The organism is Gilliamella sp. BG2, from assembly GCF_046635645.1.
In the GTDB taxonomy this organism is placed as follows: domain Bacteria; phylum Pseudomonadota; class Gammaproteobacteria; order Enterobacterales; family Orbaceae; genus Gilliamella; species Gilliamella bombi.
In genome coordinates, this window is record NZ_JBIDFF010000032.1 from 1 (window position 1) to 15,614 (window position 15,614).

At 38.9% G+C, this 15,614-nt stretch carries 19 protein-coding genes; all 19 read left to right on the forward strand.

Going from position 1 to position 15,614, the window contains the following annotated elements:
* Positions 1-80: 80 nt before the first annotated feature.
* The gene (locus ACGH6Q_RS10740; protein WP_411592789.1) at positions 81-449 is read left to right on the forward strand and encodes a hypothetical protein; all 369 of its coding nucleotides are present in this window, start codon (positions 81-83) and stop codon (positions 447-449) included.
* Between the two features lie 137 nt (positions 450-586).
* On the forward strand, positions 587-1,186 hold the full coding sequence (locus tag ACGH6Q_RS10745) for a hypothetical protein (protein WP_411592790.1): 600 nt from the start codon (positions 587-589) through the stop codon (positions 1,184-1,186).
* 236 nt (positions 1,187-1,422) lie between these two features.
* Positions 1,423-2,148: a KilA-N domain-containing protein gene (locus ACGH6Q_RS10750; protein WP_411592791.1), complete on the forward strand. Its 726-nt coding sequence runs from the start codon at positions 1,423-1,425 to the stop codon at positions 2,146-2,148.
* A gap of 11 nt (positions 2,149-2,159) precedes the next feature.
* Positions 2,160-2,762 (forward strand): hypothetical protein, encoded by a 603-nt coding sequence (locus ACGH6Q_RS10755; RefSeq protein WP_411592792.1) that lies wholly within the window; start codon positions 2,160-2,162, stop codon positions 2,760-2,762.
* A complete protein-coding gene (locus ACGH6Q_RS10760) occupies positions 2,762-4,255 on the forward strand; it encodes a terminase (protein ID WP_411592793.1) in 1,494 nt (497 codons plus the stop codon). Before ACGH6Q_RS10755 ends, ACGH6Q_RS10760 begins: the two co-directional genes overlap by 1 nt.
* Before the next feature lie 2 nt (positions 4,256-4,257).
* Positions 4,258-5,706, forward strand: coding sequence for an anti-CBASS protein Acb1 family protein (locus tag ACGH6Q_RS10765; RefSeq protein WP_411592794.1), 1,449 nt, complete (start codon positions 4,258-4,260; stop codon positions 5,704-5,706).
* Entirely contained in the window at positions 5,648-7,294 is a 1,647-nt protein-coding gene (locus ACGH6Q_RS10770; RefSeq protein WP_411592795.1) for a phage minor head protein, read from the forward strand. Before ACGH6Q_RS10765 ends, ACGH6Q_RS10770 begins: the two co-directional genes overlap by 59 nt.
* Positions 7,291-7,464, forward strand: coding sequence for a hypothetical protein (locus ACGH6Q_RS10775; protein WP_411592796.1), 174 nt, complete (start codon positions 7,291-7,293; stop codon positions 7,462-7,464). Before ACGH6Q_RS10770 ends, ACGH6Q_RS10775 begins: the two co-directional genes overlap by 4 nt.
* A 60-nt stretch (positions 7,465-7,524) precedes the next feature.
* Complete coding sequence (locus ACGH6Q_RS10780; protein WP_411592797.1) at positions 7,525-8,694, forward strand: DUF2213 domain-containing protein; 1,170 nt, start codon at positions 7,525-7,527, stop codon at positions 8,692-8,694.
* Positions 8,694-9,122 (forward strand): hypothetical protein, encoded by a 429-nt coding sequence (locus tag ACGH6Q_RS10785; RefSeq protein WP_411592798.1) that lies wholly within the window; start codon positions 8,694-8,696, stop codon positions 9,120-9,122. Before ACGH6Q_RS10780 ends, ACGH6Q_RS10785 begins: the two co-directional genes overlap by 1 nt.
* 9 nt (positions 9,123-9,131) lie before the next feature.
* Positions 9,132-10,202: a major capsid protein gene (locus ACGH6Q_RS10790; RefSeq protein ID WP_065636186.1), complete on the forward strand. Its 1,071-nt coding sequence runs from the start codon at positions 9,132-9,134 to the stop codon at positions 10,200-10,202.
* 3 nt (positions 10,203-10,205) lie between these two features.
* Positions 10,206-10,385: a hypothetical protein gene (locus ACGH6Q_RS10795; RefSeq protein WP_296318105.1), complete on the forward strand. Its 180-nt coding sequence runs from the start codon at positions 10,206-10,208 to the stop codon at positions 10,383-10,385.
* 2 nt (positions 10,386-10,387) lie between these two features.
* Positions 10,388-10,771 carry a hypothetical protein gene (locus tag ACGH6Q_RS10800; protein ID WP_296318104.1) on the forward strand — a complete coding sequence of 128 codons (384 nt, stop codon included), beginning with the start codon at positions 10,388-10,390 and terminating at the stop codon, positions 10,769-10,771.
* Entirely contained in the window at positions 10,764-11,117 is a 354-nt protein-coding gene (locus tag ACGH6Q_RS10805) for a hypothetical protein (RefSeq protein WP_411592799.1), read from the forward strand. Before ACGH6Q_RS10800 ends, ACGH6Q_RS10805 begins: the two co-directional genes overlap by 8 nt.
* Positions 11,117-11,518, forward strand: a complete 402-nt coding sequence (locus ACGH6Q_RS10810) for a hypothetical protein (protein ID WP_411592800.1) — start codon at positions 11,117-11,119, stop codon at positions 11,516-11,518. Before ACGH6Q_RS10805 ends, ACGH6Q_RS10810 begins: the two co-directional genes overlap by 1 nt.
* The gene (locus ACGH6Q_RS10815; RefSeq protein WP_411592801.1) at positions 11,515-11,898 is read left to right on the forward strand and encodes a hypothetical protein; all 384 of its coding nucleotides are present in this window, start codon (positions 11,515-11,517) and stop codon (positions 11,896-11,898) included. Before ACGH6Q_RS10810 ends, ACGH6Q_RS10815 begins: the two co-directional genes overlap by 4 nt.
* 11 nt (positions 11,899-11,909) lie before the next feature.
* Positions 11,910-12,398, forward strand: coding sequence for a phage tail tube protein (locus tag ACGH6Q_RS10820; RefSeq protein WP_411592802.1), 489 nt, complete (start codon positions 11,910-11,912; stop codon positions 12,396-12,398).
* The gene (locus ACGH6Q_RS10825) at positions 12,399-12,980 is read left to right on the forward strand and encodes a DUF6246 family protein (protein WP_411592803.1); all 582 of its coding nucleotides are present in this window, start codon (positions 12,399-12,401) and stop codon (positions 12,978-12,980) included. It abuts the gene before it with no gap.
* A gap of 59 nt (positions 12,981-13,039) precedes the next feature.
* The coding region (locus ACGH6Q_RS10830; RefSeq protein WP_411592804.1) for a tape measure protein at positions 13,040-15,614 on the forward strand (2,575 nt) is incomplete at its 3' end.

The window sequence follows — 15,614 nt, forward strand, 5'->3', positions numbered from 1 at the left end:
ATCGCTTCAATAATGGCTGTTAATGATGTTAACGGTTGGGGTTGGTTTTTATTTGTATCGTTATTGTTGAGTGATTCGTCATGTTCAAATTGTCAAAAGTAAATATAGCGAACACGGCATTAACTATTTCCGCTTTTGCCTTTGTTGTCTACTTCGGTTACAGCAATTATCAAGAGAAGAAACGGCTACAAAAAGATAAAGCTGAACTGTTCGGAAAAATCGAACAGTTGGAGCAGAATATCGCTAAAAACAATCAAATCATAGCAGATAACGAGCAGAGCAAACGTGAGCTAGAAAACCAATCACTAGAACGGCAGGAGCGAATCAATGAGCAACTCAAGAATAATGACTGTGCTAATCAGTTTGTGCCTGTGTCTATTTCTAGTAGCCTGTACAACAGAGCGAAAGGTTTACGTCAATCGACCGATACCAGCAAACCTATTAAGTGATTGTCTGCCGAATTTACCGTCTAAAACAATGACATTCGGCGATAGTCTCAGATATAACGAGCATTTGCTAAGTGTTATTGAGAGATGTAATGCGGATAAAAGGGCGATAAGAGAGATTAGTAATTAAAGAGGTAAAAATGGCGATATTTAAACGTGTTTCAAAAGAATATATTCAAATGAATTATACCCATTACGCTTTAGCGTACGGGATTTACCCGGTTTATATTGGTAAACTACATCACGAATCACCAACTGTAGAAGTTAGAAATTGGTTTCCAGTGTGGGGATTAACCTTGCTTGATAACATCATTCAACCAATGCTAACGCTACTTGGTAAAGAAAATATATTTATGTTTAAAGTGACTGGTGAAATAAAATGCGACGAAGATAACTGGTTACCCAAAATGCAGAGATTAAAACCATATGAAGAATCATCACATTGGCAAGAGTTCACGCTAAGTCAATTAGACGCCGCAATATGCGATTTAAATAAAATGAGAGCCAACCACGATTTACCAGAATGGGTAGATAATTGGGTTTGTGACAAATTAGATTGTGCGTTGAGATTTATTGAATACTCAAAAGACAAGTATGGTTGCAAATCCATGGCTAAGGATGCATACAATATGGTGAATGACGCATTATTAGTGTTAGATTTATTTAGTTACAAAAATCTGTACGATAGTAAACCAGATATTAGTAATTTAGAAAAATACATCAAAAGCAAAAGCAAATAACTATTCACTTTTACCGCATAAAGTATAAAAAATCCTGGGCGGTTATAAAAAATAACTGCATATTTAATCAAACCGCTTAATTGCGGTTTTTTTATGTCTGAAATTTGCCATCACACGGCAATTAACAACAAGAGCCACTTAGGAATGAGTTTTAGAGGGAATCAGATGGTTTTTCATGGTTACCTCTCTTGACTGGTTCCCTGTGTGACTAAAACTCATTTCTAATGGAGAATACCATGAATATTATTAAATTCGATTTTAAGGGTCATCAAGTTGGTTTCAATGATGATGGATGGATTAACGCAACAGAAGCGGCATCAAGATTTGGTAAACGTCCAAATGACTGGCTAATTCTGCCTGATACAGTTAATTATATCAATGCTTTAGAATCTACATACCAGAAAATCCCGTATGTAAAAACTAGCCGAGCCAGAAAGGATCGTGGTGGTGGTACTTGGATTCACCCTAAATTAGCGGTTAGATTTGCACGTTGGTTATCTGTTGACTTTGAGATATGGTGTGATGAGCAAATTGATAAGCTTATTCGTTCTCAGGCTGTTACTTATACAGATGAGCAAGTATTAGCAATACTAACTTATAGTCAACCGCAAACATGGGAAAAGCGATTCCAACAACCTTTTTATCAGGCATTATCAAAAATGACTAACTTGCCATTCAATAATCATATTGGCGGTTGTCCATCATTATTTGGACTGATAACCCAGAAGTGGGTTTATGGTGTCGTGCTACCTAAAAAGGTTTATCAAAGTATCAAAGAGCGCACCAAGAAAGGCGAAAAAATCCATCAATTCTTAAAACCAGATGCACTAAAAGCAGTAGAAGATCAGTTAATAGCAATAACAACTATCGCAAAAGGTTGTATTGATTACAAAGATTTTGAGGCTCGATGCTCAACAATATTTAATACAAAAGGTCAGATTAAATTTATTCTGGCTGCATAAAAGGAAAGATTATGAAAAAGCCAGACTGGGAGGCTATCGAATCAGCCTACAGGGCTGGATTACTATCTATAAGAGAGATAGCTTCACAACACGGAATAACTCACGGCGCAATAAATAAAAGAGCAAAGCGTGATGGATGGGAAAGAGATTTAAGCTCAAAAATTAAAAACAAAGCAGACTCATTGGTATCCAAAAAAGAGGTATCCACTCAGGTATCCAGTGAAAATAAGTTAAACGAGCGGATACTCATTGAAGCTAATGCTGAGGTAATCGCCAATGTTCGCATGGAACACCGAGGCGATATTCGTAAAGCTCGTAATATTACCAACGCCTTATTTGAGGAGCTTGGAGCTGAATGTGCTGATATAGAGGCATTCAAAAAACTTGGTGAGTTATTAGCAAATCCAGACCAAAACGGCAGGGACAAACTCAATGAAGTTTATATGTCCGTCATATCTATACCTGAAAGGGTGAAATCAATGAAAGCATTAAGTGAAACGTTGAAAAATTTAATCACTTTAGAGCGTCAAGCTTACAACATTGATGATACACCAAAAGATAATTCAGTTGGCCAACTTTCGGATTTAATGGATAAACTATCACAGGAGGGTTAATGTTATCTCCTGGTCATTTAAAAAAACTCAGTAATAAACTTTGGCGTTTAAATAACCTCTACCACATCACGGATAAAGCAGGTAAGCAAATTCGCTTCACAATGACCCCCGAACAGCTTGAATACTTCGAGGGGATGCATACAAGGAATATCATTTTAAAAGCTCGTCAATTAGGGTTTACTACCGAAGTATGTATTATTCAGTTAGATGCCGCTTTATTTGAATCAGCTAAATGTGCGTTGATAGCTCACACTTTAAATGATGCTAAAAGATTATTTAGAGAAAAAGTTAAATATGCTTATGACAGACTACCCGAAGAAATAAAACAAGCAAATCCTGCAAGCAATGATGCGGCTGGTGAGTTGGTCTTTAAAAAAGGCGGTTCGCTTTATGTATCAACTTCATTCCGTGGTGGTACACTGCGTTACTTACATGTTTCTGAGTTTGGTAAGATTTGTGCTAAGTTTCCTGATAAAGCCAAGGAAATCGTCACGGGTGCGTTTGAGGCGGTTGCTACAGGCTGTTTCATTACAATAGAAAGTACCGCTGAGGGTAAAAGTGGTTATTTTTACGATTACTGTAATACAGCTGAAAAAGCCCATATTCAAGGAAAGCCATTATCATCACTTGATTGGAAGTTCTTTTTTTTCTCTTGGTGGAAAAATCCGCTATACGCAATTCCTCCAGTTGAACCGATACCAACTCGATTAGAAGAGTATTTTAGCGAAATAAAAGCTAAGCATGGTATCGACTTAACCGAACAACAAAAAGCTTGGTATCACGCTAAAGAGAAAACGCTTGGCGATGATATGAAGCGCGAATATCCATCTATTCCAAGTGAAGCATTTGAGCAATCAATCGAGGGTGCTTACTATGCAAGGCAATTCAGAGAGCTATACAAAGAAAAACGCATTACCGTACTACCTGATAATAGCCATTTACCAGTTTATACCTATTGGGACTTGGGAGTTGGTGATTCAACCGCTATTTGGTTTGTGCGCAAAGTGGGTGAAGAATTTCACATCATCGACTACTACGAAAATAGTGGCGAGGGTCTCAGGCACTACATGAAGGTCCTAAAAGACAAATCACAAAATCTTGGCTATGAATATGCTGAGCATTGGGCACCGCATGATATTGATAATCGTGAATTATCGGGTAATGGTAAGAGCCGTAAACAGATAGCAAAAGAAGGCTATGAAATTGACGGTGAGAAATACAGCATTAAATTTAATGTAGCACCAAGGCTAAGTGTTGATGATGGTATCGAATCGGTTCGTGAAATTCTTCCTCTTTGTGCATTTGATTCAAGCAAATGCGAACAAGGTATTGCTAATTTAGAAGCCTATCGAAAAGCATGGGATGATAAAAACGGCTGTTGGCGAGATAAACCGCTACATGACCATACATCACACGGTGCGGATGCGTTTAGATATTTTGCTGTGGCTAATCGAAATAAACGCAAACGCTCAGCAGGATTATTTATGAGGTAACAATGGGTTATTCGAATTTAACAGACAAGCAGTTATTAAACGCTGCTCAAACCGCAATTAATAGCAATCAGGATATAAGTAGACAACGGTTAGCGTATGCATCACAAGGATTGGTTAGTAACACTAAAAGGGCATTTATCGATCGCGAGTTTGGTTATCCAGAAAATCTCACTTTCTCAGATTTCTATAAACTATATAAGCGAAACAGTGCAGCCCGTGGCTTTGTTGAACGATTAAGTGATATTTGTTGGCTAGATTACCCTAAATTTATTGATGGCGACATCCGAGAGCAAGACTCAAAGCTAACAACTTGGGAGAAAATAGTTACTGATTTATTTAACGATAAATTGTGGTCAGCTATCACCGAAGCGGATAAGCGCGGAATTGTGGGTAGATATTCAGGACTCATTATTCAATTACGAGATAGCAGAAAATGGGAAGAACCAGTTGATACGGTCGTATTGAACCGACTTGAACCAAAAGATGCCATTGTTAAGCTAATCCCTGCTTGGGAAGCTCAGTTAACGGCTTGCGAATGGAATAATGACGAAGCCGACGAAAACTATGGCCAAGTAACAATGTACCAATTTAATGAAATAGCGGTAGGTGACAAGTCAGGCAAGCCCAATATCTCTCGCAGGATACATCCAAACAGGGTGGTCATACTTAATGAAACATCCGTCATTAATTCCATGGATGATGGTGAATCACAGCTTGAGGTTGGTTATAACGATTTAATCGACATGATGAAATACTCAGGCGGTAGCGCAGAGGGCTTCCTAAAGAATGCTAGCAGGCAAGTTCATCTGAATTATGACACTGATACCGACATGGAAGAACTGGAGCGAGAGTTAAGAAAGCGAGGCTTTGAAAAGCCTGCTGATGCATTAAACCGACAAATCGCATTGTTAAACTCAGGTACAGACAGCGCACTAATTACAGCAGGTGCGACAGCGAATATTTTATCGGTTGCTCCCGCCGATCCGAGTTCAGGATGGTCGGTATCCGCAAATAGTTTTGCTGCCTCTGTCAGAATGCCATTTACCATTATTTTTGGACAACAAACGGGGCGGTTAGCATCAGATGAAGATAAGACAGATTACGCAAAACGAGGAATGTCTCGACGTAATGGTTTTTTGAGCACATTAATCAAAGAGTTTGTTAATCAGCTTATTACGCTAAAAGTTATTCAACCACTAGTTAACGGTACGCTCACTCTTAAATGGTCCGACTTGTTAGCACCGAGCCAAGCTGAAAAAATCGAATTAATGCTCAAAATGTCAGACGTGAACGTCAAAGCGCAACAATCTATAGGCATTCCTGTGTTTACACCAAATGAAATACGAGAAGTTGGTGGTTATGAGCCCGATCCTGATTTAGAGGATATCGATATTGAAAAGACCGAAGATAATAAAGCCGATTCCAAAGAATCCGATACTACCGAAAAGTAAAAACAACCCTACACTCACCAACAAACAAATTCTCCAAATGCGTAGCGAAATACAAAAACGCTACAAAACAATCAAACAATCAATTATTGAGCATATCGAATTAAGCTTAGGCTACTATGCTAAAGAGCCGATTAAAACAGCGATATTCGTTGATAATACACTCTATGTCGTTAATGCTAGTGTTAATTACACTGTTGACGGCAATCAACTTGCTAGGGTGTTAACTCGCATTCAAGAAATTGTTGATGAAAACTTAATTGATGGCGGTATTGAGAAGTTTTGGGCAGGTAAGTTTGTTGCTGATATGTATCAAATGGGGACTAATCGCACTTTTCATAATCTATCCGTTCAATCACCACTTTATTCACAAGCTACATCACTGGAATCACTGTTATTTAGTGATGCTTACATTCGTCGAATTGGGCTTGCATATACAGCAACATTCAACGACTGGAAAGGACTTGCAGATAATCTAAAGAGTGATTTAGGTACGGTTTTAAGTAGCGCTGTAGCCCGAGGGATTAACCCACGAGAAACAGCCGATATTATCAGTAAGCGTATTGATGTTTCATATAGCAGAGCTAAAGCCATAGCGCAGACTGAACAAGTAGGCGCTCTTCGTCAAGCAACGTGGGATGAAACTAAACGAACGCAAGAAGAGTTAGGGTTAAAAACAGGCTTATTACATATGTCTGCTTTAAAGCCTAATTCTAGGTCAACACATGTCGATAGGCACGGTAAGGTTTATACTGTTGAGCAAGTGGCTGATTGGTATGAAGAGAATGGCAACCGATTTAATTGTTATTGCGCTCAAGTAACGGTACTGCTTAATGAAAAAGGTGAGCCATATAATCAAGCTAGTATTGATAGATTATTAAAAGAATCTGATGACTGGCGTGAGCAAAACAGACCGAAACAACAAAGTTTAAATTCTGTCGAAGAGGCTAATGAGTGGGCAAGAAAACACATTACTGAAACCTCAAACCTACCACAGGATATTGATACTAAAGAATTGGCGCCGTGCTTACAGTTGGTATCAGAAATACAGAAACGATTTGATTTACCTCAATTTAGATACACAGGCTCGATAACAGGGGATGTCTATAAATATAGAGAGCCTCCTAAAGAAATGCTAGCCGCATACTCACACGAAGCTAAAGCGCTTCTTATTACATCAGATAGTGTTGATAAAAAAGCATTGCTAGAATCTGATTTACACAGCAAAACGAAAGGGTATAAGCGAAGTTCTATGCTGATAGCCATCAAAGGTAAGAATGAGCAATTAGCTAAAATAATTCACGAAATGGATTATATGCCGTGGAGTGCTGTATCCACACCAAGAGGTATTTATGCTCACGAGATGGGACATGCATTGCATTATCATTATCGAGAAGAAATTGACGACATCATCTGGAAAGCGTTGGATCGCGGTTGGGCGCATGCAATTAGTAAGTACGCTCAATATAATAAAATGGAGTTTGTTGCCGAGTCGTTTTCGTTGTATATTGAAAATCCATTTGAAGCAAAAAAACGTTTATATCCAGAATTATTTAAGTTTTTTGAGTCATTAGATAAGGGGTTAAAGTGAAAGACGATGAATCATTAGTAGATATTGCCTCTGAACTCATTAATATGGAACCACTTCCAGATGACGCCGAGGAGCAATTAAAGCGTTTAATTGAGCAGGCAAGCACTAGTTACGGAAGATATCAACTAGGCTGTTTAGCGGAAGTGCTTTTCGTTATCAGGCATTCATAACCGAATCACCCAAACCGCTTCGGCGGTTTTTTTACATCTAAAATCCACACGAGGTAAAGCATGACACTTAAAAGTGTAAATGTTTTATCTGTCGTTAATAGTAAATCCAAAATATCAACGCAAATCATCGACGGTAAAGAGCACATTGTTATCAATGATGTGGTCCCTATCGTGGATGATATTGTCATGAATGGAATTTTCTACCCGGCAGATGAAATTAACAAATCGTACATGACATTGAATGATAATTTAATGCCACTTGACCATCCACGAATAAATAATGAGCACGTTTCCGCATTAAATCCTCAGGCTATCAATAACTTCTATATCGGTGCTTGGGGTAGAAATGTTCGCAAATCTAACGATAGGGTACTCATGGATGCGTATATCGATAGGAAATTTGCTGAAAGTACCGAAAAAGGGCGAATGCTTGTAAATCGGCTTGATGACATGATGAGCGGGAAAAACACTACACCAATTCATGTATCAACGGGGCTAACTTACACGCCCGATAATCAATCAGGAACATCAAAAGGCAAACGGTACAAGTCAATAGCTCGAAATATGAAGTTCGATCATGTCGCAATACTACCCGATAAACAAGGTGCTGCCACGCCAGATGACGGAGTGGGCATTTTTGTTAACTCCAACGGTGAAAAATCGCCAATTGAAAATGTAAGTCTTATTGAGTGTTCAGAAGATTCAATAAGCAATGTAATTAGCAAAACCATTAAAGAGGTTTTAAGCGTATTTAAATTTAATCAAAAAGAGGAAGAAGACTTAATGAAAGAAAAAATCTTACTAGCTCTAAATGCTGCAGGTATTAAGACTGACAGCTTATCAGATGAGCAACTGTTAAAGGCTTATAACGAGCAAACAACCAAAGAAGCAATTGAAAAAAAGAAAACTTCTGAGGAAGAAGAAAAGAAAAAAGCTGAACAGGAGAAGAAAAATGCAACTAATGCCGAAGATGCACCAGCATGGGCTAAAGCATTGATGAACAAGGTTACAAGTCTTGAATTAGCAGTAAATGCAAACACAGAAAAAGAACTATCCGCTAAACGGGAAGCGGTAAAAGCCAAGTTCAACATGACACAAACTGCAGTCAATGCGCTATCTGGTGAGCCGTTAGATGCCTTATACGCACAGTGCGTTAAAACAGCGCCTATTAGCGGTGGTTTTGCTAATAATTCAGATAATTCACTATTAAACATGGAGGCTCCAGAGTAATGATTCGATTTAAAACCGTGATTGGTGGTCCTGCACGTAAAAATGACCCGCAAACAATTGACTTAAAAACAGGTGAAGCGATTGCTCCATGTTCTTTGGTTGCCGTGGTTAACAATAAGTTAATGAAACATTCGGCAGCAGGTGAGCAAACCCAAGCCTTAGTCATCACAAATGATTATCTAGGTGGTCATGATATCCGTGACAATGTACCGAATGACACATCAGGCATCGCCATTATTTGTGAAGATGGTGTCACTTATCATGTTTTAGTAAAAGCAGGTGAAGCGTTAACAGTTGGTGACAAATTAGCATCTAACGGTGACGGTACACTAAAAAAAGCAAGCGGTACTGATGCGGTGCTGTTTTATGCATTTGAAACCTATACCGTTGGCGCAACCGCTGAACAAGTTCGAGTTCGTAAAGCTTAAGGAGCAATAATGAAGAACGAAAAGATTATTTTTAATAAAAAATTAATTACCAACTCTGCCCAAGTGGCACAGGCTTGGAATCAGTTAAAAGCAAGCCGTCAAATCTTTAACAATACTCAAAACCAAATGAGCGCAACACACGGCAATGCTATTGAAGTTAATCAAGCCGCAATCTTAACCCAAGATTACTGGCGTGAAGTAGATAACGTGACCACCCGTGTTATCCGTGATGATGAGGGCGCACCATTACTTGATGATTTGTTATCGTTAGGTACACCTATCTCCATTGGCAAAACAGCAGCGCTATACCGTGTTTCAAGCGATGCAGGATATGTTAATCGTTCAATGTCAGGACAAGAGCCAGAAACGCTAGATAAGGTTGTTTATGACCATTACGGCGACCCTGTACCAATCTTTAAAACAGGTTATGCTCGTGAATGGCGTGAATGGTTAGGTTTACAAACGGAAAACATCGACGCAATGTCAGATGACCAAGAAGCGGCAGTGGCAGCATTACGCCAAGATATGGCGCAATACATTTTAACAGGTGATGAAAAAATCAAAGTACAAAACTTTGAGGGTAAGGGTATTACTAATCATCCGCACACCAATCAAGTAGATTTAAGTGCATCTGGTTTGAATATTGACTTAACATCAACAGCCACAAGTAACGACGATATTATTAATTTCTTCACAAAAGACTTTGTTGTCATTCTTGATGCTAATTTAGTGTCAGAACAATTAAAAGTCTTTATCTCTCCCGAAATTGAGCGCCGTCTAAATCTTCCGTACTCTAATTCAAATGGATTTAAAGAGGGGACAGTAAAAGACTATATTTTACGTTACTCAGCGCACATTGGTTCATTCACTAAAACATTTGAGTTAAAAGGCAACCACTTCATTGGTTACGTTCGTAATGCTCAGTACATTAAAACCCGTATTGCTGCGCCGATTGGCTCGTTCATGAAGCAACGAATCAACCCACATGACAACTATCAAACATTGGTTTGGTCAGCGTTTGGCTTGCAAATCAAACGTGACTTTAACGGTAAAAGCAAAGTCTTTAACGCTCGGGGGTAATTGATGAAATTACGGGTAACTAAACGCGGCTGTTTCGGCCGCATTGATGGCGCGGTAACTGAACTACCTATTGGGTATGAATTCCATGCTACAGACATTCCTACTGCTTTTATGGGGCGTGTAATTGTGTTAGAGCAGCAATCTGTTGAAGTTGAAGCAGACAAAAAGAAAAAGGGTAAATAATCATGTCAGTACAGGTAACCGCAGAAGACGTTAATCAAATGTTATCAGAGCTTGGTTATTCTGTACCGAGCATTGTTATTAACGCAATCCTTAACAAGGTGAATTCAATCAGTGATTGCTTGGTTACTCATGGTTATTCAGAAGCCGACCAACTTTTGATACTGATTTACTCAGCTTGTTTACTGGCTCAAATGCAAGGAGCAAGAAAAATCGCATCACAATCAGCACCAAGCGGTGCGTCAAGGTCATTTAAATATGATGACGTGGGTTTTAAATCCATGTACTCATTGCTAAAAAATCTTGATGTCCACGGCTGTACTGATTGTCTAGGTATTTCTTGCTCAAAGAAACCATTTTTTTTAGTTGTTGGAGGTAGGGATGAGTAATACAGCGAATTGGAGCTATACAAATGTTGCAACCGTATATCCTCACATGGGATACGACGGAGAAAACAATGTTGATACTTACGGTCAACCTTATTTGGTGAAATGCACATGGAAAGATGAAGCGCCAAACGCGTTGGGTGCTTACATTGATTCTTTAGGCGTTGAAAGAGTAAGAAAAACAACTTTTTACACCGAAAATAACCGAATTAAGCAGGGTGATTTCATAGCAAAAGGTGATAAAACTTCGTTATCGTTAGAAGCCTCAAACGCTGAAAAAGTGGAGTTTGTGCTTGAATATGATATGAGCGTTTTTGGTGAAATCCCTGATTACGAGGTGGTTACATAATGGCAGTTAAAGGCGTTTCAAAGGTGAATAGAAATATTCACAGGATAACTAATGAAATTGCCAACATCAGAACTCAAAGGATTATCCAGCAAGTTATGATTGTTGGTATGTCTTTTGTTGCTCCACTTACCCCGATCGATACATCTAATCTTATTAATTCGCAGTATAGAGAACTAAAACCAATCCCCAAAGGTTGGGTTGGGCGAGTTGGTTATACGACTAATTATGCTGCTTTCGTTAATAGCGCTAAAGCAAAATTAAGAGGGAAACCGAGAACGGGTAAAAAATCAAAGGGTAATTACTGGTCTCCTAATGCTGAGCCTGATTTTATCAAAAAAGGGTTTGAACGGGATGGTAAGGATGTCATACAGCAGGCTATTAGGGAGGGTTACAAAATATGATTTCTGATACATATAACTCAATCAAAAGCTGGCTGAATTCACATAATTTACTTGATGATTACATTTTGCAATTTCGAAAATGGGTTGAAGTAAAAAACACAAAATCTAATAGATATATTGTGATTGTCCCTGCTGGGGGTGGTAATGCTAGTGAGGCGATAACGCGAGATTATTTTAGGATTGTAATTATTTCAGCGATCAATGATTCGAATATCGTAGCGGTTAATGATAAAGCAGATGAAATTAGGCAATTTATGCTAGATGATTTTGAATCCAACAATGTTATTTCAATGAGTCCAATCAGCGGAATAACTCAAGCAAACACAGAAGAGGGGCGGTTTATTTTCGAATTTACCGCTCAAATGATTATATCAAGATAAGAGGTACATTTATGGCTAAAAGTAATGCAGGAACTGGTCGCAAGGTCGGTGTTTATTATTCAATTGGCAATCCAGACAAAAAACCAAATGATACGGATTATAAACGACTTGGCATGATTCGGGGTAAATCACGTGGTGTCAACTGGAACACAATTGATGTTACAGCCGATACATCCGAAGATGGTACAACTGAATCAATGGTTACAACCAAGGAAAAGACGGTGTCATTTGACGGAATTTCACGAGGTGATGACATCCAGAATCAAAGCGCTTTATTAGATCACATCGAAAGCCCGTCTCAGGACACAGATGGACAACCGTACGCTTGGATTAAAATTGTCAATCCGACTATTAACAGAGTGATCGAGGGGTGTTATTTGTTGTCATCATTAACCGAAGAATACCCGTATGATGATGTTTGCACATGGTCAATTGAGGGCACAAGTGCAGGCAATGTAACAAGAACCGTTATACCAGAAGTAGTATCAAGGAAAGCGTAGATGAAACCAGTAATAACAGATGTCGGGGAGTTTGTAATTCACACTGAAAATGTTGATTATTTATTTGTTCCGTCATTTCTGAACATGACAAAGCTCGGTAAGCCAGATGAAATAGTTGAGATTTTTTCTATGCTTTTTGGCGAAATAAATGATGGCAATTTCGCATCTGTTATAGAATGCGCTGACAAAATACTTGAGGCGTGTTGTACAACGGATTGTTCTGTTATTACTGGTTATATTAAAGGTGGGGATGAACTAGTTAATGTCGAAGCGGTGATACCTGTTGAAGATAAATTAATCCTATCTCAGCATTTATTAAAACACGGCTTAATAGGTGATGTTCCGCCTAAAAAAACTAGCGAAGATGCAGGCTATAGTAATGAATTTCATGCCAAAAAATTTGTTTATCTAGCCGTGGCCCATTTGGGGATGAGAGATCTTGACGCGTGGAATATGTCAATGACAGCATTTCAAGAGGCGATGGAAGCAAAATTCCCAGCTAACGATAAAGATATCATCTCACAAGATGATTACGATTCTGCCATGTCTTATGCGGATTCTGTTGTCGGATTAATCAGCTAATAATAACTGTCAAGCCGCTTTTGGTGGCTTTCGCGTTTAGATTTCTATAAGAGGTTTTTATGTCATTTGAAGCAGGAAGTATATATTACACAATCGAGGCGAAAACGGGTGATTTATTAACGGCAGATAAGCAAGTGTCTAGTTTTAATAAAAGAGCGCAGGAGGGATTCGATCGGACAGCGGCATCTATGAGCAAAATCACTACTATTGCCAAAGCTATATCAGCCGCTCTTGTCTCTAGCACAGTGATTGCATATGCACAAAGCTGGAATGAGCTAGAGGATCGTATACAAAATACAGGTGCTACAGCATCACAAACTAAAGATATTCTAGACCAGCTTTTAGCCACTTCTGATCGAAACGGTCGTACAATTGAAGAATCATCAGAGTTATATATCCGCCTTTCAAATTCGATGGGCGAGCTAGGATATAGTACTCAGAGTACATTGTCTTACATCGATACGTTATCTAACTTGATGACAATTAATAAAACTAACGCGTTAAGCGCAGAATCAGCCATAAACGCCCTCACCAAAGCACAAATGAAAGGCAAGCTAGCCGGTATTGATGCGATGTCTGTTTTTAATGCAATGCCTAGCGTACTTAAAACCCTCGGAAAGCAGTTAAAGAAAACTGAGGCAGAAGTTAGACAAATGGCTTCTGATGGCAAGTTATCTATGTCAGACTTTACTGATGCAATGATAGCCGCACAAGAAGAAACTGCTGCGCTTGCTGATAACATGCGAAATACTGTAACTGACGGTATTAACCGTGTCACCAATAATCTTAAAAAGTACCTTGGCGAGCTTAATAACTCAACGGGCGCAACCAAAGTTTTAGTTGATTCGTTGATTCTAATGTCTCAGCATGTCGATATACTAATGACTGGTGTCGGTGCTTTAGCTGCGATTTACGCGGGGAAATACATCACATCGCTAGCTAATGCGACTAAGCAGAGTGCTGAGAAAGTGATTAACGATATAAAACTTGCTCAAGCAGAAAAGGCGGCAGCACAAGCAGCGCTACAGCAAGCTCAAGCTGAGGTTGTTCATTTGAGAGCTGTGCAACAATCATTGTCAGCACAGCTAAAACTAGCACAAACCGAAACAACTAGAAACGCAATCAGAAAACAGTTAAAAGCCAACACTGACGCCTTAACTGCTGCTACAAATCAGCAGACAGCAGCGCAAGCAAGACTTGATGTAGCGATGAAAGCAACGTCTTTTGCTGCTAACGGTCTAAGGTCAGCCATGGCTTTACTTGGTGGTCCAGCGGGTATGTTGTTCCTCGCGGCTGGTGCTTTGACAATGTGGTCAAGTAAAATTGATGAAGCTAAGCAAAAATCATTGGAACTCGGCGATAAAGTTGATCAGTTACGAGAAAAATACAAATCTTTAAATGACGAGCAAAAAAAGCTTGAGCTATCAAGATTAAAAGTTGATATTGATAAAACAAAAGAAAGCATTGAGCAGCAAGCTTTTGTTGTTCGAGTTTTAAAAGCTGAGTATGAGCAATACAAACGTCGCGCCGCAGGCGCACTGAGCAGCATATTTACATCTCAAGAGGGTTTAAACGAAGCTCAGAACAAATATTTAGAAGCAAGTGATAAACTAAAAAAATCTCAAGAAAATTTAGCAAAAGCGGAAAAGGCGCGTAGTGATATCGAATCTGGTGTGATCGAAAAAACAAATGAAGCAATTAAAAGTACTGACAGCTTTGACGAAGCATTAGAAAAACTTGGCAAAAACAAAGTTGACGATAAAGTTAAAGCACTTTCTACGCAACTCGAAATAGTTCAAATGAAAACAAAAGGAGCTAAAAAAGAGGCTTACATCTATGAAAATGCGCTTAGTGAACTAGGTGATGTTGGCGAACAGTATAAAACAACAATTCGGGGATTAATCGATAAAACAAAAAAATGGTCAGAAGTATCGGAAGAAGTCAGAAAAGTGTTACAACCGCTATTTGACACGCTTGGCAAAATTTATGATGAAAACGAAAAGTTAAACGCTAGCAAAAAGAAAGGAAAAGGTACAACAAGAACTTATGCGGAAGAAATAAAAAATCTTAAAAATCAGCTAGAAGTCGCTAAGTTAGAAGCTAAAGGCATGACTGTTGAGGCGGAATTGCTTGCTATCACTCAAAAAATGGGTAGCAAGGTTACAGCAAAACAAACAGAAGAGCTTAGAAAGCTAATCGAAACATCGCAAGCGTATAAAGCATTAGGCACTTTACAAAGCCCTATTGATATTGAAAAAGATTCATTCAAAAAATCGAAAGAATCGCTAGATAAACTACACGAGCTTGGCGAAATTAAACAAGTTGAATACAACACTAAGCTTGAACAGCTTGAGCGACAACATCAGATAAACATGGCTAAAATCAAGTCTGATGCAGTCGTATCCAAAGTTGATGACGCTGTAGCACAAGTAGACCCTGTACAAGCGTTAGCCAATGAAAACGCTAGAAAACTTGCTTTGATTCAAGAATTCGAAAATCAAAAATTGATTACAGAAGAAAACGCAATAGCTTTACGTGAAGCAGCTAATCATCAGTTTGAGCAAAATCGTATCAATGCGCAGTGGGAAATATGGCGAAATCAGAGCGATGCTAACGAGTTTTTGGCGTCATCTC